The organism is Paraburkholderia sp. D1E, from assembly GCF_052682275.1.
On sequence record NZ_JBQYMB010000001.1, the window covers coordinates 438,841 to 461,753 of the forward strand.

General features: G+C 57.7%; 19 protein-coding genes and 3 pseudogenes. 15 read left to right on the top strand and 7 right to left on the bottom strand.

What is annotated here, in order from left to right; all coding sequences use genetic code 11:
• The first annotated feature begins 12 nt into the window (after window positions 1-12).
• From ACUN0E_RS02135 to ACUN0E_RS02165, 7 genes are all read left to right on the top strand, one after another.
• On the top strand, window positions 13-1,095 hold the full coding sequence (locus ACUN0E_RS02135) for a zinc-binding dehydrogenase (RefSeq protein ID WP_445565477.1): 1,083 nt from the start codon (window positions 13-15) through the stop codon (window positions 1,093-1,095).
• Window positions 1,096-1,902 carry an SDR family oxidoreductase gene (locus ACUN0E_RS02140; RefSeq protein ID WP_208116933.1) on the top strand — a complete coding sequence of 269 codons (807 nt, stop codon included), beginning with the start codon at window positions 1,096-1,098 and terminating at the stop codon, window positions 1,900-1,902.
• A 108-nt stretch (window positions 1,903-2,010) separates the two neighbouring features.
• Window positions 2,011-2,394 carry a nuclear transport factor 2 family protein gene (locus ACUN0E_RS02145; protein WP_121113621.1) on the top strand — a complete coding sequence of 128 codons (384 nt, stop codon included), beginning with the start codon at window positions 2,011-2,013 and terminating at the stop codon, window positions 2,392-2,394.
• A gap of 274 nt (window positions 2,395-2,668) precedes the next feature.
• Window positions 2,669-3,265: a hypothetical protein gene (locus tag ACUN0E_RS02150; RefSeq protein ID WP_445565478.1), complete on the top strand. Its 597-nt coding sequence runs from the start codon at window positions 2,669-2,671 to the stop codon at window positions 3,263-3,265.
• 238 nt (window positions 3,266-3,503) lie between these two features.
• Window positions 3,504-4,604: an alkene reductase gene (locus ACUN0E_RS02155; RefSeq protein ID WP_445570356.1), complete on the top strand. Its 1,101-nt coding sequence runs from the start codon at window positions 3,504-3,506 to the stop codon at window positions 4,602-4,604.
• Window positions 4,605-4,901: 297 nt separating this feature from the next.
• The gene (locus ACUN0E_RS02160) at window positions 4,902-6,038 is read left to right on the top strand and encodes an acyl-CoA dehydrogenase family protein (protein ID WP_121113626.1); all 1,137 of its coding nucleotides are present in this window, start codon (window positions 4,902-4,904) and stop codon (window positions 6,036-6,038) included.
• 617 nt (window positions 6,039-6,655) lie between these two features.
• Window positions 6,656-7,402, top strand: coding sequence for a GntR family transcriptional regulator (locus tag ACUN0E_RS02165; protein ID WP_121113944.1), 747 nt, complete (start codon window positions 6,656-6,658; stop codon window positions 7,400-7,402).
• A gap of 505 nt (window positions 7,403-7,907) precedes the next feature.
• Here ACUN0E_RS02165 and ACUN0E_RS02170 read toward each other — a convergent pair.
• From ACUN0E_RS02170 to ACUN0E_RS02185, 4 genes and pseudogenes are all read right to left on the bottom strand, one after another.
• Window positions 7,908-8,126, bottom strand: a pseudogene (locus ACUN0E_RS02170) (IS256 family transposase); the annotation flags it as partial.
• An 853-nt stretch (window positions 8,127-8,979) separates the two neighbouring features.
• Window positions 8,980-9,803 (bottom strand): annotated as a pseudogene (gene panB, locus ACUN0E_RS02175) (3-methyl-2-oxobutanoate hydroxymethyltransferase).
• Between the two features lie 278 nt (window positions 9,804-10,081).
• On the bottom strand, window positions 10,082-10,525 hold the full coding sequence (locus ACUN0E_RS02180; RefSeq protein ID WP_445570357.1) for a PaaI family thioesterase: 444 nt from the start codon (window positions 10,523-10,525) through the stop codon (window positions 10,082-10,084).
• 125 nt (window positions 10,526-10,650) lie between these two features.
• Window positions 10,651-11,592 (bottom strand): annotated as a pseudogene (locus ACUN0E_RS02185) (LysR substrate-binding domain-containing protein).
• A gap of 80 nt (window positions 11,593-11,672) precedes the next feature.
• Here ACUN0E_RS02185 and ACUN0E_RS02190 point away from each other — a divergent pair.
• The 8 genes from ACUN0E_RS02190 (at window position 11,673) to ACUN0E_RS02225 (ending at window position 19,053) form a co-directional block, all read left to right on the top strand.
• A complete protein-coding gene (locus ACUN0E_RS02190; protein ID WP_445565479.1) occupies window positions 11,673-12,071 on the top strand; it encodes a nuclear transport factor 2 family protein in 399 nt (132 codons plus the stop codon).
• A 295-nt stretch (window positions 12,072-12,366) separates the two neighbouring features.
• Entirely contained in the window at window positions 12,367-13,437 is a 1,071-nt protein-coding gene (locus tag ACUN0E_RS02195) for a branched-chain amino acid ABC transporter substrate-binding protein (protein WP_445565480.1), read from the top strand.
• A gap of 86 nt (window positions 13,438-13,523) precedes the next feature.
• Entirely contained in the window at window positions 13,524-14,441 is a 918-nt protein-coding gene (locus ACUN0E_RS02200; RefSeq protein ID WP_445565481.1) for a branched-chain amino acid ABC transporter permease, read from the top strand.
• Window positions 14,441-15,727, top strand: coding sequence for a high-affinity branched-chain amino acid ABC transporter permease LivM (gene livM / locus ACUN0E_RS02205; RefSeq protein WP_445565482.1), 1,287 nt, complete (start codon window positions 14,441-14,443; stop codon window positions 15,725-15,727). The genes ACUN0E_RS02200 and livM overlap by 1 nt, the downstream gene beginning before the upstream one ends.
• Window positions 15,724-16,575 carry an ABC transporter ATP-binding protein gene (locus ACUN0E_RS02210; protein WP_445565483.1) on the top strand — a complete coding sequence of 284 codons (852 nt, stop codon included), beginning with the start codon at window positions 15,724-15,726 and terminating at the stop codon, window positions 16,573-16,575. The genes livM and ACUN0E_RS02210 overlap by 4 nt, the downstream gene beginning before the upstream one ends.
• Entirely contained in the window at window positions 16,568-17,293 is a 726-nt protein-coding gene (locus tag ACUN0E_RS02215; RefSeq protein WP_445565484.1) for an ABC transporter ATP-binding protein, read from the top strand. Before ACUN0E_RS02210 ends, ACUN0E_RS02215 begins: the two co-directional genes overlap by 8 nt.
• A 396-nt stretch (window positions 17,294-17,689) precedes the next feature.
• Window positions 17,690-18,499, top strand: a complete 810-nt coding sequence (locus ACUN0E_RS02220) for an NAD(P)H-dependent oxidoreductase (RefSeq protein ID WP_445565485.1) — start codon at window positions 17,690-17,692, stop codon at window positions 18,497-18,499.
• An 80-nt stretch (window positions 18,500-18,579) separates the two neighbouring features.
• Window positions 18,580-19,053: a VOC family protein gene (locus ACUN0E_RS02225; protein ID WP_445565486.1), complete on the top strand. Its 474-nt coding sequence runs from the start codon at window positions 18,580-18,582 to the stop codon at window positions 19,051-19,053.
• A 96-nt stretch (window positions 19,054-19,149) separates the two neighbouring features.
• On the opposite strand, the gene ACUN0E_RS02230 is transcribed toward ACUN0E_RS02225, so the two are convergent.
• The 3 genes from ACUN0E_RS02230 to ACUN0E_RS02240 all read right to left on the bottom strand — a co-directional run bounded on the left by ACUN0E_RS02230 (window position 19,150) and on the right by ACUN0E_RS02240 (window position 22,907).
• A complete protein-coding gene (locus ACUN0E_RS02230; RefSeq protein WP_445565487.1) occupies window positions 19,150-20,628 on the bottom strand; it encodes an aldehyde dehydrogenase in 1,479 nt (492 codons plus the stop codon).
• An 82-nt stretch (window positions 20,629-20,710) separates the two neighbouring features.
• Window positions 20,711-21,538, bottom strand: a complete 828-nt coding sequence (locus ACUN0E_RS02235; protein ID WP_445565488.1) for an HpcH/HpaI aldolase/citrate lyase family protein — start codon at window positions 21,536-21,538, stop codon at window positions 20,711-20,713.
• The gene (locus tag ACUN0E_RS02240) at window positions 21,531-22,907 is read right to left on the bottom strand and encodes an MmgE/PrpD family protein (protein WP_445565489.1); all 1,377 of its coding nucleotides are present in this window, start codon (window positions 22,905-22,907) and stop codon (window positions 21,531-21,533) included. The genes ACUN0E_RS02235 and ACUN0E_RS02240 overlap by 8 nt, the downstream gene beginning before the upstream one ends.
• Between the last annotated feature and the right edge of the window lie 6 nt (window positions 22,908-22,913).

Here is a 22,913-nt window from a genome sequence, read left to right on the forward strand (position 1 = left end):
GTGGGGACTCTCATGGCAACAAATATGAAGGCCTGGCGACTGGAGGGAATCGGCGGCAAGCTCAGTCTTTGCGACGTAGCCGTGCCCGAAGTACGGGCTGGCAGCGTGCTCGTACGAGTTGAAGCATCGTCGCTTATGTCTTACCTGAAGGCCTATGCTGAGGGAAAGTTGCCCAGCTATCACGCTCCCGAGATGCCGTTCACCCCGGGCGGCAACGGCATTGGTGTGGTCCATGCAGTGGGGCGCGATGTATGGCATCTGAAGGTAGGTCAGCGGGTGGCTTTGTCGTCTCACTTCGCCGCGACGGAAAACGTGCGGGATCCCGCGCAGATCCTGATTGGGGTGACGTCGTTCGGCCCTGAAAGTGAGGCCGTGCAAGCCGATTGGCCGGACGGGACACTCGCTGAATATGCGTTGATGCCCGTATCGGCGGTCACGCCCGTCGAAGGACTGAATGAATTTGAATCGGCTCAACTTGCCGTGTTGAGCCGCTGTGCCGTGCCGTTCGGTGGATTGTTGCGTGGTCGCCTCACGGCAGGCGAGACGGTTATCGTGAACGGGGCTACAGGCGCCTATGGAAGCGCTGCGGTGCTTGTCGCAATCGCCATGGGTGCCGCTAGGGTCGTAGCCGCAGGTCGCAATGCCGACGCACTTGAGGCGGTCGGGCGGGCGGCCGGTACCCGTGTGGTCACTGTGCGGCTCGAGGGTGATGTCCAGGCGGATGCCGAGTCGTTGAGAGCGGCAGCGGGCGGGGGCGCGCAATTGGCCTTCGACATGGTCGGGCAGGCGGGTGAACCGAGCTCGACACTCTCCGCACTCAGCGCTCTGCGACGGGGCGGCAGACTCGTTGTCATGGGAAGCATGACGGTCCCGCTGCCCGTTTCCTATATGCAACTCATGTTTCACAACCTGGAAATCATCGGGAACTTCATGTATCCAGCCGACGCCTATCGCCGATTGATCGAATTGGTACGGGGCGGTCTGCTGGATATCAACCCGATTGTTCCAAGGATTTTCCCCTTTTCGGCGTTGCCGGAGGCGATGGAGGCAGCTGCAAAGGCGGGAAACCTCGAATGTGTCGTGCTGCAGCCGTGAGTGGCGGAAGTTGGTGTTATCGCAAGCAGCGATAGGAGAGAGACATTGGAAATGTCAGTTAAAGGTCGCGTTGCGCTGGTGACCGGTGCAAGTCGCGGCATCGGACAGGCAACAGCCATTGCGCTGGCGGAGGCTGGCGCCGACGTTGCAGTGAACTACCGCGAGGATGCAGAGGGAGCCGAAGAGACAGTTGCGATGATCCGGCAGCGTGGTCGAAAGGCCAACGCGTACAAGGCTTCGGTCGGCAGTTATGAAGAGGACGCGCAGATGATCGCGGACGTCGTCCGCGATTTCGGGGGGCTCGGCATCCTGATCAACAACGCTGCCACGGGAACCGGAGGAAAGAAAGTCGCTGATTCAGACCCTGACGAGCTTGATCGGGTGCTGCGGGTAAATGCCGTCGGCCCGTATTGGCTTGCGCAACTGGCGATGCCTCATCTGCGTTCCGCGCGTCGCGGTGACATCGTTATGGTGTCCAGTGTTGCGACGCTGAAGCTATTGCCGAACACGGCCACTTATTCGATGAGTAAGGCCGCGGCAGAGGCTCTATGCGGCGTACTTGCGAAGGAAGAACGCGAATACGGCATTCGGTGCAACGTGGTTGGTCCGAGCCTTACCGATACAGTGATGGCAAGGGGGGCCGTACGTCGGCTGTTCGGTGTCGAGAACATTCACGATCTTGACGAAAAGCAACCGTTCGGCCACGTATGTAGTCCTCAGGAGGTGGCTGCGGCAATCGTCTACCTGGTCTCGGATGCGAATCCATACGCGAGCGGCCAGAAATTCTATATCGATGGTGGCGGTTGACGGATCGTGGACGAACGCCAGAGTCATTGAACCCGTTGACGTGAGGCGGAGAAAGGCGGGTGCGGTGGTTCCGAACCCGACAGATATTGTGAAAAGGAGGTTGAGATCGTGGCGCTTTCGATAGAAGACAAATTCGAGCTGCAGGACATTATGGGTCGTTACTGCCACCTGATGGACGATGGCGACGCCGCATGGGCAGACCTTTTTACCGAGGATGGGATTTTAGCCGGCGCTTTGCCTGATCCAGTGATCGGCCGGGATGCGTTGCGGAAGCTGCCAGGCCAGGTGATGGGCCGGAGCGACGGTTTTTACCGGCATCTGTTGGGAAGTGTTGTGATCGACGATGCAGGTGAAAACGCTGCGATGGTACGGGTGTACAACCTTGTGACCGACTGGCGGGAAGGCGGAAACCTGTTGCGGTTTTCGCGTGCCAGTATCGATGCGGTCAAAACGGCGGAGGGCTGGCGCCTGCAGCGCGTTCAGGCCTACTGAGCGGGACTGCCATCACGTCGATTGTCGGGCATGTTGAACAGAACGAAACGAAACCTCTAGTTTGGACATGGCGAAACGTGATCTAAAGCCTTGGCAGTATCGACGTTTCGCGTCCCATAGCATGTGGAGTTTCGTATACGGACGTGAGACTTCAAGAGCGGTCCTAGCAGTGCGCGCGGTAATAGTTTTAACGCGAAGAGGTCGGCGTGGCAGTCGTGAACGTATATCGGACACGAAGCGAAAACTGACTCCATCAACACTCGGGAGACTGGTAATGAAATTTGACATTGTAAAGCGCATGGAAGTCGTCGACCGCACGATCGATGAAACCACCAACCGACTCCACAAGGCGATTCTCGAGAACTATCGACGGCATGCCACCCTGGAAGTGACTGGCCTGTGGGAACAGATCCTGATTCCGGAAATGACCGTGGAGCATCCTTTATACAAGATCCACAATTTCGACAAGTTGATTGTCGCCGACGGCATGGATGCCGTAAGGAAAATCTATCGCCGAATGGCCGAAAACCAAAGCACGGTGATTTACCACACCGACGAATTCATCATGGTCTCTGACGATGGATTGATGACTCAATACGTCAGTCATCGCTTTTGGCCGGGAGACAAGCTTGCCGCTCTGGAGGGAAAGGATATCTACGGCAAGGATAGCCACTACATTGTCAGTCAGACGCTGATCAACTTCTTCACGTACAACGAAAATGGCATTCTCACCGGGGAGATCGTGTACCACGGCGCCGACCGATCTGTCCGACTTTGCGCACCAGAGGAACTAATCACGCTCGAAGAAGCCAGGGAGCGTTTGCTTCCCGGGCTTCGGCCGGTGGAATCATTCGCTCTTTGGGCGAATTGAATAACTGAGGTTTCCACCGGCTGTTGCGGGTGGTTTGTTAAAAAGGCGCCGATACAGTCAGGACGCGCTCTGTGCTCGCGCCGCGCAGGAGAGGAGCGCCTTGCTACGAAGCCGGCGGTGTGGGATGCCCGAATTTCGGGCGCGGCCGATGTGAAAGTGATTTCAGTCTAGACATGGGCAGAGAGTCCGTTCTCCTGCGTTCATGTACTGGCGCATTATCGGGGTTAGCGCAATTATGATTTTTGAGAAACTCTTGTCTCCCGTCACCCTCGGAGCGGTCGGTCTGCCTCATCGTGTCGTGATGGCACCGTTGACACGCAGTCGCGCTTCCCAGCCGGGCGATGTACCGAACGATCTGAACGCGGAGTATTACCGGCAGCGGTCCAGCGCGGCGCTGATTATCAGCGAGGCAACCTGCGTTTCCCGTCAGGGTAGAGGTTATTCGTTAGCACCAGGCATGTACAGCGATGAGCAGGAGGCCGGCTGGAGGAATATCGTTGAAACAGTGCATCGCGAGGGCGGTCGAATTGCGATGCAGCTTTGGCACGTCGGTCGAATATCTCATTGTAGCCTGCTGGATCGCGGAGAAGCACCCGTTGCGCCATCTGCGATTCGCGCCTCCACAACAAAAATATTCGTTGTGGACGCAGAAGGGCAGGGTGGCATGCAGTTGGCAGATGCGCCTCGGGCACTTGAGACAAGTGAAATTCCCGAAATCATTTCCCAGCACGTGCGCGCGGCCGAACGCTGCAAGCGCGCAGGCTTCGATATGGTCGAATTGCATGGAGCCAACGGCTACCTGCTGCATCAGTTCATGTCGACCAATACCAACACGCGAACCGATCGCTATGGTGGATCTCTGGCAAACCGAGCAAGATTTACGATCGAAGTTCTGGAGGCGGTTTGTAGCGTATTCGGTGCGAATCGCGTTGGCCTGCGTTTGTCTCCAAATTTCACCGGGCAAGATATGGCGGACACGGAATCTGAGAAAATGGCGCTATTCGTCGCACGGGAGTTATCGCGGCTGGGTGGGGCGTATCTGCACATTGCGGAGCCCGACTGGCTCAGCGGTGAACCGCTGTCCGACCAATTTCGTCACGCGTTACGTGAGGCATTCAACGGCAGCCTCGTGGTCTGTGGCAACTATACGGCGGAGGCAGCCGAGGCACGGATTGCTTCCGGACTCGCCGACGCGGCAGCATTTGGTCGCCCGTTCATAGCCAATCCTGACCTGGTGGAACGCTTCAGGCGCAACGCAACGCTGAGTCAGGCGGATCGCGCCACATACTACGGTGGTGACGGAAAAGGCTATACGGACTATCCGACACTTGCCGCGTAACGGTCGCCCGGTCGATGTCACCGTTTCGTGATGACGATACAGCGTCAATCGCTACTGGCGAGCATGTGCTATCAGGCGAATGGAAAAAGGGGTATTCGCACAGCACGTCGATGCGCTTGGGTTACACATGGCACGAGACAAGTAACCGGGTGCAGGTAGGCAGATCGCCACTCCATCTTGCGACGATATGGTCTAGAAAAATTAGTAATACGAAATTGTAGAAAACATTTTTCGACATGACGGCGATTGCCGCATGAGAAAAAGCATCTTTTATCATGCATAAAGAGGTACGACGCAATGGACTTTAATCTCCCTCCCGAAGCCGCTGAGATGCAGGCCGCGACTCGCGCGATGGTCGACGATATGCTCAAGCTGGAGGCACAATATCAAGAAACGGGGGTAGTACCCGCCGAGGTCGAAAATTCACTCCGCGAAATGGGCTTCTACGGGATGTCAATTCCGGAGGAGTACGGCGGGACACCGGTGGACCACATCACCAGCGTTGCCGTGCAGCTCGAACTTGCCCGGCTGCCACCGCAATTCTGGCCGTACGTTCGCTCGACCTTAGGGCCTGGGGTTCACATCATTGTCGACCACGGAAGTGATGCGATTAAACGCAAATGGCTTCCAGAGCTTGCAAGCGGCCGTTCGATCAACTGCATTGCCATTACTGAACCGCATGCGGGTTCTGATGCGGCACGCATGATCACAACAGCGGTTCGCGATGGCGACTACTATGTTCTCAATGGCCTGAAGACCTTCATATCGAATGCGAATCATGCGAATTCGATTACGGTTTTGGCGTCGACCGACCGGTCCGCCGGCAAGCGAGGGATATCGGCCTTTTTGCTTGACACCACTACGCCGGGTTTCAGTATAGTGCGGCGTATGAAAACGATGGGGTGGATGGACGATAGTCTGTGCGAGATCGCATTTACCGATTGCCGTATTCCGGCTGAAAACCTGTTGGGCGAAGAGGGTCGGGGACTATCATACGCGATGGCTGGCATGAACGAAGGCCGTCTCAACGTTGGGTGCCAGGCGCTTGGATCAGCACAGATTGCCCTTGACGTGACGATCGAACACGTCAAAACGCGCAAAACCTTCGGTACGCTTCTGGGGGAGCATCAGGTCATCCAACACGCCATCGCAGATATGGCGATGGACTTGCATGCGGCGAGGATGGTCTTGTTCGAAGCAGTCTGGCGCTCACAGCGTGGCGAGGACGCTCGAATGAAAGCTTCTATGGTGAAAGTATTCTGTACGGAAGCGGCTTGCCGGATCGCCGACAAGGCCCTGCAGATTCATGGCGGATCGGGGTACGTGTTCGGAACGATTGTCGAACGTGTCTATCGGGATCTTCGCGTGCTGCGCATCTACGAGGGTGCCTCGGAAATCCATCGCAACATGATTGCACGCCATCTGCTCGCGTGAGTCGAGCGATGCGCGTTCGTTGCATACTCGATCTTTCGTGCAGTCGTGAAAGAAACTCGCAAGAGGGCGGGCGTTCCGCGCCCTCTCATGGCGAGGATGCCGATGTCGAATGAGCTTCGCGTCAGTTACAGCAACGGGAGGCGGCCATGCTCGTTTGCCGTCCAACCTTATCTTTTTAAGCGAAGCCAAATTCCTGTTGCTTCGCGGAGGATTCCTCGGGCCATAGAGTTCCCAAATGAGCGGCCCGTGCCTCGCTCGTTGGAGGAGTGTCTGTAGGGCTAGATTGACTGGCCGTGCAAGTTGCGGCGTTGATAGGATTTATCAATGGTATGACCTATGATATAGTAGCCATTGAAATCTATGCGTTGCCGTGATTTGTCGCCCGTATCGCAGATGGTCCACAACTACAACCGGTGTGAGGCTGCTGGCTCCTCTTGGGCCTGCTGGTCGCGCAGAACGGCCCTCGCACTCTACATAGAGCGGGCAGCCGCTCTAGGATGAAGGACGATGCATACGGAGCGTTCGACATGCATCTGCTCACTATGAGTGGATTGCACATGACCCTTCGGTCTTGGTCATATGGCGAGCCATTAACCTACTTGGCGTCTGGACGTGCTATGGAACAAGAGAACGAATGGGCTGCGGCGGAGGAAGTCGCATTTGGCCGAATCTCAGTCAACAGAGCGCTTGACGAGATTGCGAACCAGATCCGTCAGGAGGTAATGGCTGGCCGCCTCAAACCTGGGCAAAAGCTGCCTGCAGAACGAGACCTCTGCGAAAGATTCGGGGTCAGCAGAAATACCTTGCGTGAAGCCCTGCGTGCGCTCGAGGTTACGGGGCTGATTGAACTAAAGAAGGGCGCAAAGGGGGGGGCTTTCATCAAAAGTGGCGACCGTGAGGTTGTGGTCAAAGCGCTATGCGACCTGTATTACCTCGGCTCCGTAACACCAGAGCAGTTGACCGAGGCGCGATTGATGTTGTCCGACTCAATCGTCAGAAGCGTCTGCAGGAAAGCGACGGAATCAGATATTCAAGCGCTGCGGGACAATGTGGCCCTAGCAGAAGCCGCTCACGAGGCGGGTGATTATGCGGGCCGCTCGCTCATCCACTTGCAATTTCATCTATTGTTGGCACAAATTTCCGGCAACCCAATAATCATGTTGACGATGGCGGCGATCCTGGAGGTTGTCACCCAGTACGTCAAGGTGATAGGTCCGGGTGACAATCGCTTCGTGATTCCATCCCGTCGACGCCTGATTAAACTCATCGAGGAACGTGACGAAGACGAAGCTGCCAAAGAGTTAGCTTCACACCTCAAGAGGATTCATCGCTTCTACCTGTCTAAGGTCAGTTCAAGCCGGTAAAAGTTCGTCCGCGAACTCGCCGACCGTAGCCCCGCCACGTGTCCGCGGCGGGAATGTTTGTATAAGCCCGGGTGCTCGTTGTCCATCAAACGATCCCTGCGGCCAGATTACACAGATCACTGATCTCACCGCAACGACATTGCGCTGTGCCCCCAGACGGTCCGCTCCCTACCTATTTTTCTCCGCATACTCGTCCTCAAATTCGGCTTCGGTTCTCAAGCAGCGCGTCACGGCGAGAGGCCATGACGCGATCGCTCTGGATGCTCGCTGCCACACCGCCCATCTTTGAGTGTTCAAACGGCCGGTCGACGGTCGGTCAGGACTGTCGCTGAGTTTTGCCGTATTTCCGACGGGAGTTCCGCCGTCGCTGTCGCGGAATCGTTATCCGCTCGCGGAGCGCAGTGAACGTACTACCATCGAGGAAGGTCTGCGAGCTCTGAGTCATGGTGGTTTGTCGGGAGCTAACGTCAAGAGTGGTGTATGGGCAGCTTGATAGCGTTCGACTTTAGGCGGCGAGTTTCTGCTGAACCGGTTGATCGCCTTGCACCGGTTCGCCGTCCCTGAAGGCAATGCCCTCCAGCAACAGCTTGATCTGTTCGGGGCCGTTGATACGGCGCCAGGTTTTTTCGGCTTCCTCGATCAGCTTGAATGCCAGACCGAGGAAGGTTGGTCGCGACACGCAGTTGCGGGTGCGAGTCGTCCGGTGGCTCACGGTCGCGAATGTCAGGCCTGGCCGGGATTCGTAAAAATTCCGCCACATCTCGGTCTAAGTGGCTAATTTAAATAAAAAATCGATGGTCGGATCGAGCGGTGGAACGGGGCGTTGAAGATCCAGCAGATAGTCCCCGAGCCGGTTAATGTGCTCCAGCCGGTACGGGGTGTCCCCAAGATTCGGGTCTTTTCGCACGCCAAGCGATGTCGCTTGCCGGCCCATGAACCGCCAAATGGACACGTTAGTCAGCTGACCGCTATGTGGCGTAGTACGGACAGTACGGTAGCGTTTGCTCCCATGGAGATCATCGCCCGATTCGCGCAGGACGAGCTATGTCGGCCACGCTGATTCACTGTAGCCGTGTCACCACGCGCTTGCTGATTTTTTATAGGCGTGATTGACCCGGACCGCTGTCAGGATATTCGCTGCGGCCTGCTCGCGGACCGCTCGCCTCACTCTCACGTTGCGACAGGCGCACAAGCGATCGAAGCGAGAAGCGGCGGCAACGCGTACTGGGCAAACCGCTTCACGATACGGAGATCGACGCCAATATAACGACCTTCTTCGTGAAGCATGTTCAACGTGCCTGCGGTGTCCGGTAGCGCTGTGACAGCAAACGCCTAGCCCGAAGAACTCAAGGTGCGCTTAGGGTCGCGTACCGTCTCTCGCAGAGCTTGGCGCACGCACTGCAATGCTCATCACTTGAGGCATTCCCCGGCCACTGGACCTAAACCGCTCGCGCTCCCGCATAGCCGTTCGAGCGTCGACTCCGCTCTGGCAGTGGAGCACCGCTCGACTGTCGTTGGTGCACAAGCCGTGCGCGGTCCTACATGGAAATGAGGAAAGCCTTTTGTTCTTGCCGTGCTTAAAAGCAGTGTTCCGACGCGGGGAAGAGATTCTCCTTCACTGCCTTGACATACGCGCGGATAGCTCCCTCGATGCTCGACTGACCATCCATGAAGTTGCGTACAAAGCGAGCGGTCTTGCCGGGAAAGACGCCCAACATGTCGTGCATCACAAGCACTTGCCCCGAACAGTCCGGACCAGCCCCGATACCGATTGTCGGGATATCCAGCAACTCCGTCACCTCCCTGCCGACGGAAGTCGGAATGGCCTCAAGAAGGAGAAGCGATGCGCCTGCTGCCTGCAGTGCAATGGCGTCGGCTTTCAATTGCTCCACGTCTTCCTTTTTTCTCTTGCACCTTAAACCCACCGAGTCGATGCACGGACTGCGGCGTGAGGCCAAGATGAGCGAAAACCGGTACGCCACGCTCAGTGAGAAATTTGACGGTATCGACCAGCCAGGCGCCCCCTTCAAGTTTGACCATCTGCGCACCCGCTTGCATCAATTTCACTGTCGAATGCAGATTGCGGAGTTGCATAGGTACCGAATGGCATGTCAGCGGCCACAAATGCAGATCGGTTTCCTCGAGTGACCGACGCTGTGTGATAGGCGATATCCGCCAGATTGACCGGCAATGTCGTGCTGTGGCCCTGCAGTACGTTGCCGAGTGAGTCGCCCACTAGCACCATATCAACGCCACATCGGTCCATCAACGATGCGAAGCTGGCGTCGTAACAGGTCAGCATTGCAATCTTCTCGCCTGCATTTTTCATGTTCAATAGCGAAGACACGGTGACCGCTTTGCGGCTTACGGCGCTCTCGCCTTCCTGGAGATATCCCGCCATATTTCCTACTCGTCGTTAAAAAGGGGGCACCGGTCGCTTGCTTTCCAAGCTTTCAACGGGGAGAAAGCACTCATTTCATGTTTTGACTGAGTTCAACTCGCAAATGCTTCCGGCGCACGCGCAGAGCGCCATGATAAAGGACCGGGTGCACTCGCCCGATATGGAGCAACACTTTGTACGCATCTGCGGGATTGGCCAAGCTCTCCGCGTTCCGCAGACGGGCCGGGTGCAACCGCACGCGAAGTCGTCATGCTGCGCCGGCCGCGCTCAACCTCGATCTACTTCTCTACCTTGCCGTGCATCACCATGATGGTTTGTTGCATCAACGCACATAGCGTTTCATTGCCTCCTTTGACGGCGAATACTTCTGCCTGAGTGACGATAAGCGTACGGCCGGGACGGACTACCCGGCCACGGGCAATCAGGCTGTTGGCGTCGGCCGCGGCAACCAGATTCAGCTTGTATTCGACGGTCAAGACTGAGGCGCTGGCCGGTACCAATGTCATAGCGGCATATCCGCCAGCAGAGTCGGCAATCATTCCCACGACGCCGCCATGTACGAAACCATGCTGCTGCTCGACACCATTCCAAACCGGTAGGTGAATTTCGGTGTGGCCATGTTCAACCACGGGCATAGTCGCCTGGATCAACGTCATCGCATTCTGGCGCATGGAGCTGGCGCGAATGCGTTCAGCGAATAGGGAGTCGGGTATATGTGCCATGAAGGGGATTGTATTGTCAGATTCCATATTATCGAGCGACGCAAGCAGCTCCAACTCCAATGACGCGACTGATGGATCTGCGAACGCATGTGGCGATCGCCTTCTGTTTGGCGTACCCGCGTCAGTCACTCTTCTTGCGCCAATCGCACGAGGATGTCGGCAAGCGCACGAATCTTCGGCTGGGCCGCACGTTGAGATGGATATACCAGGAAGTACGACGCACCGTTTCGCAATGCCTCGCGAAACGGTGTCGTCAGGGAGTCCGCTTCAAGCTTGTCTTGCGCCATGCGTGGGTCGCCGATTGCAACCCCATGACCTTCTGCTGCGGCAGTGAGCGTCAATTCAAGTGTGTCGAATACAAGCCCCTGTCGAGCATTGATGTACGTCGCCCCGACACTATCAAGCCAACCACGCCATTCCGCCTAACCAGGTCCAGGATGTAGCAACGTCACGTCCGCAAGATCAGCGACCGATCTGAGAGACGCAGCCAATGCGGGTGTGCACATTGGCGCGAGCGTCTCGGCAAACAGCGGTACCGCTTCTACGCCCACCCACTGTCCGGTGCCACGCACGACAATGGCGTCGACATCCGGCGCGGTGAAATCCGGCATGTCGTCAGCGGATGTCGAGATCCGCAGCTCAATGCCGCCCAGCGCAATTTTGATTTCTGCCAGCCGCGGGAGCAACCAGCGAATCGCAAACGTGGACGGTAACCGAACCGTGATCACCGACGCCGCGCCATGCTGAATTGCAGCATGTTGAACGAGTTGCGTCAGCACTTTGACTGCCACCGTAAGAAGCGTGTCTCCCTCTGCTGTCAATGCCAGCCCTGACGCGTGACGCACGAACAGTGCACATTGATAGTGCGCTTCCAGTTGCTGGATCTACCGACTGACCGCTCCCTGCGTGCGGCACAGATGCTCTGCGGCCTTACTCACGCTGCCGAGAGAGGCCGCAGCGACGAACGCCTGAATTCCGGCTAGCGACGGCAGCGGGCGGGTCAGATCTGCCAGCGGGTATGTTCCGGGCGCATACCCCGCTTGCGGATTTTTCGATTGTTCGGTCATCGGCGCGTCGCTATCGTGTTTCAACCAGGGGCGTGCTCGTTTGACCGGGCCGCATCTTTAACGAATTATCGGAGGTTACTGTGGTGTCATCGCCGGAATTACTCTATACGCGGCAAGTTCGCACCTACCTCGAAGAGTTGGAGCGCGGCGACGTCGCCGCGATCTGCGCCCTGTTTGCACCGGACGCACAGATTTTCTCGCCGTTTCTCGGTTGGATGCAAGCGGCACCGTTCTTTGCCAAAGTCAGCGAAGCATCGGGAGACAGCACGATCACGTCTATCGACATCTGTGTGAGCACAACGGGCGCTCGTCGTGCCACAGGTTACTTCATCTACGATTGGGTGCTCAAAGACGGTTCCACGGCCAGGTTCGAGTGCGTCGATGTGTTCGAGTTCGACGCCAACGGTCTGGTCGAGCGCATGATAATTGTGTACGACACTTATCCTATCCGCAGCACTGTCGGCGATAAGTACGCATAGTTTGCCGACTAGTCGTTTACTCGGTCATGTCTCTGGTCAAACCGCTGAATTGTGCGTTTTGCCGTGCATGCAACGCGGTATTCCGCATCTTTAGGCTGCACCTAATCCCCGCTTTCGAACAATCAAATTCCAACCTGTTTTTGGTGTCGGCAACCTGCGTCCTACCTCGTGAACGAACGCGAGGCGACACTCAGGAACGATAGCCGAGACCTGTTCGTTCCTGCATCGAAGCCTGCTCTTGGAGATGGTTATGAACGGCCGGAAAGGATTGGTTAAATTAGGTGCGGCACTCAGCATGGGCGGAATCGCTCTGGCCTGCTCGGCCACTGCGGACGCAAGCGTTGTGGTGGGAGTGGCGGGTCCGATGACGGGGGAGTACGCGTCGGGGGGCGACCAGTTTCGCAAAGGTGCGGAACAGGCGGTGAAAGACATCAATGCGGCAGGTGGTTTGCTCGGGCAGCAACTCGACCTGGTCGTCGGCGATGACGTTTGCGATCCCAAGCAGGCGGTTTCCGTCGCCAACAGTTTCGTCAACAAGAAGGTGGCGTTCGTCGACGGCCACTGGTGCTCCAGTTCCACGTTGCCCGCGTCAGATGTCTACAACGACGCGCAGATTCCGCAGGTGACTGTGTCGACCAACCCCAAAATTACGGAGCGCGGCATTAAGGGAATTTTCCGTATCACGGGCAGGGACGACCAGCAAGGACAGGTCGCGGCCGATTATATCGCCGCGAACTTCAAGGGCAAGAAAATCGCCGTCATTGACGACAAGACGGCTTATGGCGGCGGTCTGGCGGACGAGATTGCAAAAGATCTGGCGGCGAAGCAGACACCCGTGGCGCTGCGCCAGTCGATCACAGCCGGTGAGAAGGACTACTCTGGCTTGATCAGCAAGCTGAAGGCGAACGGCATTCAGATTCTTGCTTACGGCGGCTACTACCAGGAAGTCGCATTGATTCTGCGGCAGGCGGCGCAGGCAGGGCTCAACCTGACCGTCCTCGGCGGCGACACGCTGACCAACAATGAACTGGTGACTGCCGCAGGGCCGGAAATCAACAAGGTCCTGTTCACCTTCCCACCCGACCCGCGTAAGAGTGCGGCGGCTGCAAAGGTGGTGGCGGCGTTTCGCGCGCAAAAAATCGAGCCGGAAGGCTACATGCTGTACTCGTATGCCGCCATGCAGGTTTTTGCAGAGGCCGCGAAGAAAGCCAACTCTACGGACTACGCGGCGATCGTGAAGCAGCTTCACAACGGATCGTTCAGTACGGTAGTCGGCCAGGTGGACTTCGACGCGAAAGGCGATCTGAAGAGTCCAGGCTACGTGGTCTATCGCTGGAAAGGTAACAACTATGACTATGTAAAGTGACGCGTCCTGTCCAGTCTATGTAGCAAGGAAAGAGGCGGTGCGTCGCTCTATTGCGCCGCCTCTGCAGCAGATTCACCGGAGAGGACATGAGCCAGGCACTGCAACAACTGATTAATGGGCTGACGTTGGGCGCCGTCTACGGCCTGATCGCGATCGGCTACACGATGGTCTACGGCATTATAGGCATGATCAATTTCGCTCATGGCGATATTTACATGGTGAGCGCGTTCATCGCCGTGACCTGCTTTACGTTGCTTGCTGGCAGCGGAATCTCGTCTGTCGTGGCGAGCGTTGCTATTACGCTGATCGTATCTATCGCGCTGACAGCCGTATTCGGCTGGACAGTCGAGCGTGTCGGTTATCGGCCGCTACGCGGATCCAATCGACTTGCACCGTTAATTTCGTCGATCGGGATTTCGATTTTCCTGCAGAACATGGTTCAGCTTACTCAAGGCGCACGAGTCAAGTCCATCCAGCCGCTCGTGACCGGCGGGGTGAACCTTTTCTCAGGTGAGCAATTTCATGGGCCATACGTCTCGTATGTGCAAATCCTCATTGTTTCAGTGACGATCCTGTTGATGTGCGCCTTCACGTTGTTCATCAATAAAACACCTTTCGGCAGACAGCAGCGAGCCTGTGAACAGGATCAGCGGATGATGCAGTTCCTCGGCTACAACGTCGATCGGATCATCGCCCTGACGTTTATGATCGGCGCCGCACTCGCAGCCGTCGCAGGCGTCATGGTCACGCTTTACTACGGCGTGATCGACTTCTCGATTGGATTCGATGCCGGTATCAAGGCGTTTACCGCAGCCGTGCTCGGCGGAATTGGCTCGATTCCCGGGGCAATGCTGGGCGGTGTGATCATCGGTTTGATCGAAGCATTCTGGGCTGCCTACCTCTCGCCCGAATACAAGGATGTGGCCACATTCGTGATCCTGATTGTGGTCTTGATGTTTCGTCCATCCGGGCTTCTCGGCCGACCCGAAGTGGAGAAGGTGTGATGAGTTCGACAGTCATGCAAGAAACGAATCTACATTTTCGTGTCAAGGATGCACTTGGCGCGGCGCTGGTCGCCGGCCTCGTCGGCTTGCCTATGCTGGGTTTGACGACGCGAGATGGCAGCAATGGTCTCGAGGTTCAGACGCGATGGGCGCTGCTGGCGGCTTTCATCGCGATCGCATTTGCCGGGCGCCTCGTCATGCAGCTTTTGCTGCAGCGTTTTAGTCTTTTTTCAAATCGTCGGTCGCGCGCCAGACCCGCTCCTCAAGTTGCGGGTAATGGCTCGCTTGTCTGGGCCGGCGCCGGATGCGTGGCGTTCGCCGTGTTGTTGCCTGCGTTGTTCGCTGGAAACCGCTACGTCGTCGATACAGCGACGACCGTGCTGATTTACGTCATGCTTGGCTGGGGCCTGAATGTCGTCGTCGGTCTGGCGGGGCTTCTGGACCTCGGTTATGTTGCGTTCTATGCGGTGGGCGCGTACACATACGGCCTGTTATCGACGCATTTCGGCTTTGGTTTCTGGCAGTGTTTGCCGATCGCCGGTGGCGTCGCTGCGGCGTTCGGCATGTTGCTTGGCTACCCGACACTCCGGCTCAGAGGCGACTATCTAGCCATCGTCACGCTCGGATTCGGGGAAATCATTCGGTTGGTGCTCGTGAATTGGGGCGACCTCACAGGCGGGCCCAACGGCATCTCGTCCATTCCGAAGCCTACCTTCTTCGGGCTCCCCATGCAGGCATCGGGCGACGGTCCGACCTTCGCGACAGTGTTTGGCCTCGATTACTCGCCCGGCCAGCGCGTCGTCTTTCTGTACTACCTGATCCTCGCACTTGCGCTGCTGACGAACCTCCTCGTCTCGCGGCTCAGACGGCTGCCCGTTGGGCGCGCGTGGGAAGCAGTGCGCGAAGACGAGATCGCCTGCAAAGCAATGGGCATCAACGTAACGAATGTGAAACTGTCCGCCTTTGCGACGGGTGCCATGCTGGCCGGATTCGCCGGCGTGTTCTTCGCAGCGCGGCAGGGTTTCATTTCGCCAGAGAGCTTCACCTTTTCGGAGTCGGCCACGATTCTCGCGATCGTGGTGCTCGGCGGTATGGGAAGCCAGCTCGGCGTTGTCCTTGCGGCAGCCTTGCTGGTGATTTTGCCCGAGTTGGGGCGTGATTTCTCCGAGTACAGAATGTTGCTTTTCGGTGTTGCAATGGTCTTTATCATGGTCGTGCGGCCCGGCGGGCTGATCAGCCATCGCCGTGCGACTGTCAGCGCGCCTCGCGTGGAGGCAAAGCCATGAACGCCTCCACTTCGCTGCTCAGCGTTGAAAATCTGACGATGCAGTTTGGCGGCCTTCGCGCGATCGAAGACCTGTCGATGACGGCGCGCGCAGGAGAGGTGACGTCGGTGATCGGGCCGAACGGAGCCGGAAAGACGACGTTTTTTAACTGCCTGACGGGCTTTTACAAGCCGACCCAAGGCGCCATCACGTTGGGGCATCCCCGTCATGGGAAGCTCAGGCTGGATGCGATGAAGAATGTCGACGTGGCACGGATTGGCCAAGTCGTCAGAACGTTCCAGAACATACGGCTGTTCCCGCGTATGACCGTGCTCGAAAACCTGATGATTGCCCAGCACAATGTGTTGCAGGACGCGTCCAGGTTCTCGATTGCCGGCGCACTCAATGCGAGGTCGTTTCGACGCGCGAACGACAAGGCGATAGAAAACGCTTTGACGTGGCTCGAGCGATTAGGTGTTCGAGATATAGCCAATAAACCTGCCGGCGACATGCCTTATGGGGTGCAGCGTCGCGTCGAGATCGCGCGCGCGATGTGCGCGGACCCCATTCTCCTCTGCCTCGATGAGCCGGCCGCCGGCCTCAATCCGCGCGAATCGGGGGAACTCACCGCGCTATTGACCTCGCTCTCCCGGGAGCAGGGTATCGGCATATTGTTGATCGAGCACGATATGAGCGTCGTGATGAAGGTTTCTGATCATATTGTCGTGCTCAATCATGGGAAGAAAATTGCAGAAGGCTTGCCTGATGACATCAAGGTGAATCCTGAGGTGATCAGCGCATACCTCGGCGAGGACGATGAGACGTCGTCACTCGGTGAAGCAACGCAGGAGAAGTCAGCTCATGCTTAAGATTACCGAACTCATTGCCCACTATGGCAGCGTCCAGGCGCTACGCGGGGTGAGCCTGGGCGTGAAGACTGGCGAGATCGTCACCTTGATCGGCGCGAACGGCGCAGGCAAGTCGACGCTGATGAATACCATCTTCGGCTATCCCCGTGCCAGCGGCGGTGTGGTTGAATTCGACGGACAGAATATTTCGAATCTGCCATCGCATGCGATCGGCAAGCTCGATATTGCGGTTGTGCCTGAAGGGCGCCGCATCTTTCAGCGGATGACTGTGCTCGAGAATCTCCTGATGGGGGATACGTCGGGCAACCGCCGGACCGCGGATGATCTCGAGCGCATGTACGAGATGTTTCCGATCCTGAGAAGCAGAGCCTCGCAGCGTGCCGGCACACTGTCAGGAGGGGAGCAGCAGATGCTCGCGATAGGACGCGCATTGATGTCGCAGCCGAGATTGCTGCTACTCGACGAGCCGTCGCTCGGTCTCGCGCCGATCTTCATCAAGAAGATTTTTTCGGTCATCAAGGAGTTGAACGAGCAGCTCGGAATGACGATTCTGCTTGTCGAACAGAACGCGCATCACGCCTTGCGCGTGGCGCATCGAGGGTATGTTCTCCAGCATGGGCAGATTGCCCTCGAAGGGAGAGGGGTCGAACTGCTAGCCAACCCAGCCGTGCGGGCCGCGTATCTGGAGGGCGACACTTCTCAACTGGATGCGGCCTGAACGGTGATCCGGAGGGCGCGGGCCGCTTGCCCCTGCTTTTCGAGGTTCGGGGCAACGGGAATTGCGGCAATTCTCCGCAGAGCCACGGCGCCTGCACGTGAGTTGAGCACCATTGCGGAAAAGGGTTCCCCGGTTTTCGTAGGGTCGCCTATCCTCAAGAAATGTGCAGAATTCCGCGAAAATTAGCCGAGCCCACTCAAGACCGGAATGTCGCAAAGATCCAGAATGTTGTAAACCGAATCGATCGTCGCCACCGGATTGCGTTCCAGAATGAGGGCCGATCCATGAGCCTGCCTACTGGGACTACACGGGACGATGGCGGCATATACGGAACAAATTCAAGTGCAGGTCACCGGCCCGCACGCTCAAAGAACTGGTTTTTTGTGGAGTTTTCGCATGAAAGTGCTCATCGTTTTCGCTCACCCCGAACCTAAGTCGTTTAACGCTGCGCTGAAAGATACAGCTGTTTCGACCTTGAAAGAACAGGGTCACGAGGTTCAGGTAACAGACCTGTATCAACTGAAGTGGCGCCCCGAGCTTGGCGTCGAGGACTTCGTGGGTGAGCGTCTCAACCCCGACTTCCTCGATCTTTCGGCGGAACAGGAACATATGTTCGGGACGTCCACGAAACCAACGCCTGACGTCTACGCCGAACAACAGAAGGTGCTGTGGAGCGATCTCATCATCTTCCAGTATCCGATGTGGTGGTTCGGGATGCCCGCGATCCTGAAGGGCTGGGTGGATCGTGTGATGACCCGCGGATTCGCCTATGCGACCGGGCGGAAATACGAGACCGGTATGTTCAAGGGCCGCAAGGCGATGGTCTCGACCACGACGGGAACGGCCGCGAGCCTTTACGAGCCGGACGGCGTCGACGGTGATATCAATCACATTCTCTGGCCGATCCACAACGGGATCTTCAATTACCTTGGCTTCGAAGTGCTGCCGCCCCATGTGTCGTGGATGCCTGGCCGCGTGAGCGCCGATGAGCGGCAAGCATACCTCGACGCCTATGCAGCGCGGTTGAGCACGCTTGAGAGTACGGAGCCCCTGTTCTTTCATCCTTTTGCGGACTTTGGTCCTGACCAGCGTCTGAAGCCAGGTGTCGTGGCCCGTTCCGGCTTCCAGTGGAACCCGGCCGTCGGCCAGTCGCATGATGATGCGGCAGAAACGTACACGCCGAAGAGGATCGCCAAGGCGGGATGATCCGGTGTGACGTCGGGCCGCAGCTGCTGTCGAAAGCTTCTGTGGCCCAGCATCAAAACTGACCAGGAGTGAAACGCGCGATGGAAAAGCTACCCATGTTTCAGAAGCTGCACCACGTCTGCATCGTGGTTCGTGACATTGACAAGGCCGTGAAGTACTACGAGTCGATCGGAGTCGGTCCGTGGACAGATTTTCCACCGATGGATGCGCACGAACTGGACGGCTACGATCGTCCAGCCTTTCTGAAGATGCGTTATAAGTTCGCGAACATCGACAACGCCCAACTGCAGCTTTGCCAGCCAGGAGACGGAGACACGCCGCAACGACGTTTCCTGGAGTCGCGCGGCGAGGGTGTTTTTCATCTCGGCTTCTCTGTCGATAGCTGCGATAAAGCTGAGGAACAGGCTGCGAACGCCGGACTGGATGTTCTGGCACGCGGTCGTCTCGACGATCGAAGCGGCTTCACGTACTTCAAGACGGTCAACGAAGGTGCTGGAGTCACGTTGGAGGTTCGGGCACCGAGTACCAAGGCAACTCAAGGCATCAAGTCCTGATACACACTTGTTGCGTGATCCTTTCGTTATCCCCGTCGTCCTAACCCTGCCCGAACTCAGAACTGCCCCGCGGTACGCTCCGGGGCATCGTCATTTTTATCTCATGACGAACGGGTTTGCAGTCTTGACCCCAGTATTGATCCAGACGCTTTTCGTTTGCAGATACTCGCGGATCGCGTCGATACCGTTCTCGCGGCCAAGTCCCGAATCCTTGTAGCCGCCGAACGGTGACATGTAGCTCACCGCGCGATAGCTGTTCACCCAGACCATGCCGGCCTGCAGCTTTTCAGCGACACGAATGGACCGGCCGATATCTTTCGTCCAGACCCCTGAGCCCAGACCGAAGCGCACATCATTGGCCAGTGCAACGGCCTCGTCTTCGTCCTTGAACTTGATGATAGACAGGATAGGACCAAAGACTTCTTCCTGTGCGATCCGCATCCTGTTGTTGACGTCACCGAAAATGGTTGGCTCGACGAACCAGCCATTGCCGCATTCGGGGGCACTCCCGGGCTTTCCACCGAGCAGCAGCGTCGCCCCTTCCTGCTTTGCGGTTTCAATGTACGACAAAACCTTCTGGTATTGAGGACGCGTCGTTACCGGCCCGACCTGTGTATCCATACTCGACGGATCACCCATTTTCGCGGTGCGCGCCAGCGTCAGGAGTTTGTCGACGAAGGTGTCGTAGATGGTTTCTTGCAACAACAGCCGCGAGCCGGCAATACAGGTCTGTCCGGTCGCAGCGAAGATGCCGGAAACCGCGCCATTTACTGCGTCTTCCAGATCGGCATCCTCGAACACGATGTTGGGTGACTTGCCGCCGAGTTCGAGACTAACGTGTTTGAACTGACGTGCGGCTGCCTCATTGATTGCGCGCCCTGTGGAATCTGCGCCGGTGAACGTGATCTTCTTGACTAGGGGGTGTTCCACCAAAGGCGAGCCGACGTCCGCACCGAATCCGGTCACGACATTCACTACGCCTGGCGGAAAGCCGGCTTCGGTGAAGAGTTTCGCAAACTCGATCGTGGACGCCGAAGTGAACTCGGACGGTTTGATCACAACCGTGCAACCGGCGGCCAACGCGGGCGCAATCTTCCACGTGGCTAGCAAAAGCGGCGAGTTCCACGGCGTGATTGCGGCGACGACACCCAGCGGTTCGTTGCGGGTGAAGTTGAAATAGCCTTTCTTGTCGAGCGGAATGACGGCGCCCTGAATCTTGTCCGCCAGGCCGCCAAAATAGTAGTACCACTGGGGCAGATACTGGCACTGGCCAAGCATTTCCGCCATGAGCTTGCCGTTGTCCCGTACTTCGAGTTCGGCGAGCCGCTTGGCGTCTCGCGCGATCAGGTCGCCGACCCGATGAAGCAGCAGGCCTCGCTGGCTCGGGGACATCTGTGACCAGGGTCCTGTACTGAATGCGGTGTGCGCCGCTTGCACGGCTCGATCGACGTCGGTCCCGTTGCCCTTTGCGATCTGCGCCCAGGTTTCTCCAGTGAACGGATTTTCCGTATCGAACCATTCGCCCGAAGCTGATTGGCATGATTCGCCGTTGATATACATCTCAAACCGTTGCATGACTTTCGTCTCCTTTGTCGACCGGAGTTAGCGCTTTAGCGCTTACTCCGGTCGCATGTAAGATGCTGCTGTTAATCTTCAATCAGGCGCCAAGAGGCAGACGCCGCTGGGACTCTGCCAGGATTTCCTGCGCCTTCAAAATGACCGGCCGGTCTACCATGCGGCCGTCCACAGCGACGGCCGCGCCGTGGGACGCAGCTGCGCCTTCGACAACCCGGTGCGCCCATTCGACGTCTTTCTCGCTTGGGACGAACGCAGCGTTGACCGCAGCCACCTGCCTGGGATGAATACAAAGCTTGCCGCCGAAGCCGAGCCGCCTTGCACGGATCGTGTCGCGGGTGATCTGCTCGGGATCGTCGAGTGTGGTGCTAACCCCGTCCACCGGCGGCAGCAGGTTGCCGATGCGAGAGGCGAAGACGATCTGTGAGCGGAAGTACAGAAGCGGCTCATCGTCGCCGTCAATGCCGAGGTCGAGCTGGAAATCCACATTGCCGAATACGAGTCGGGTGGTCAGCCGGTGCTGGGCGATAGCGACTACATTCCGAAAACCTTGAGCCGTCTCGATCATCGGCAGGATGTCGGTCGGCTTGCCGGCGAACTCGCAGAGGAAGATATCGTCGATGCGTTCCGTCTTGGGCAGCATGACGGCGGCGACGGATGGCGCACGGCATACGGCGATGTCGTCGCGAAACCATTCGCTGTTCACATCATTTACCCGCACTGCCACCGGCGTACTGTTTGTCGAAAGCCACTCGGCGAGGGCCGCCCGCGCGATCTTCTTCTCGGCGGGAGGCACTGCATCTTCCAGATCGATAACGACCACATCGACACCCGACGCAGCCGCCTTGGCGAATCTGTCCGGTCGGTTGCCAGGAACGAAGAGATAGGAGCGGGGTGCAAGGTCAGCCATGTTGGGCCTCCAGTTTCGATTCGGGGAGCAGTTTTGGTACGACGGTTGCATCGCTAATCGTCCATACTGATGTGATTGAGCGCTTGAGTTCGTCTTCGGTGGCCGCATTGCCATACAAACCCAGCGTCATCGTTTTGTGCTCGAGTTCGGCGCGCGAGAGCGTGTTGCCCGGATCACCCTTGGGATCATCCACGCGGCCCTCGAAGGTACGGCCATCCTTCGTCTGAACAATGACCTTCCCGATCCAGCGTGACGGATAGGCCGTATCGACTTCAGGATCGAGCACCATCGAAACTTTTTTGCAGAAGTGCGCGATCCTGCGTTCCTTGTAATGGCCGTCGAACTCACGCACACCCGCGTGGCCGAATTCCGCTACCAGAGCGAGCACGGTGCCCATGGAGAACTTTGCCTGATGGACCGTCTGGGGATCGGTTACGGGTCCAAGGACATCAATCGCAGCCTGGTGGACATGGGTCACCACCGTCTCGATGTCATCCGGCACGAGCTTCTCGCGCTGAATAACCTGCAGCAGAGCATCGGCCGCCGGATGAGTGTGCCGGCAGGAAGCGTGATACTTGAAAGACGTTTCGATCAGCGCCCATCGCTTGCCAAGCGCTTCGGCGAGTTTGTCCGGATGCGTTTGCGTGGACATCCCGGCGCCCATGCCTTTCGCGCCCTCGAAGATGTCCTTCGCACCGGTGAAGCCGTCGGCCGCCAGGTAGGCAGCGAGAAGACCGTTCGCTGCAGCCTTGGCCGTGTGGAGTTGCTTGGAGTCCGCGGCGTCTTTCAAAAATTCCCAGAGTCCGGCTGCCTGGGTGCCGGCGGAGCCAAACGCATTCACCATCTGCTCGTCGCTCAATCGCAAGAGATTACCGACTGCTGCTGCAGCCGCGATCGTCCCGACCGTGCCTGTGGTATGAAAAATCTTGTAGTGCGACCGGCCGAGGAATTCACCGACACGGATGCCCACTTCATAGCCTGCGACAGATGCAGCGATGAACTCTTTGCCACTTCTGCCAAGCGCTTGCGCGGTGGCCCATGCCGCGGGGAAGACGACGGTTGCCGGGTGCAGGACGGAACTGTTGTGAAGGTCGTCCTGTTCAGCGAAGTGCGATGCGGCGGCGTTGATCATCGCCGCGAACAGCGGGCTGGTGGTTCGGCGGGAGATCAGTACTTCGCAGGGACCGGACTGCCGCCCGAAATTCAAAGCGAGTTTCTGAATCGTCTCGACGGGGCGCGCTCCCTTACCGGCCAATGCTGAGCCGAACCAGTCAAGGAAGAGGTCTTCCGTGCGGGCCACCACGTCCCTGGGGATCTGTTCAAACTTGAGACTGGCCGCAAACGAAGCAAGAATCTGGGTGTTGCTCATAACAGG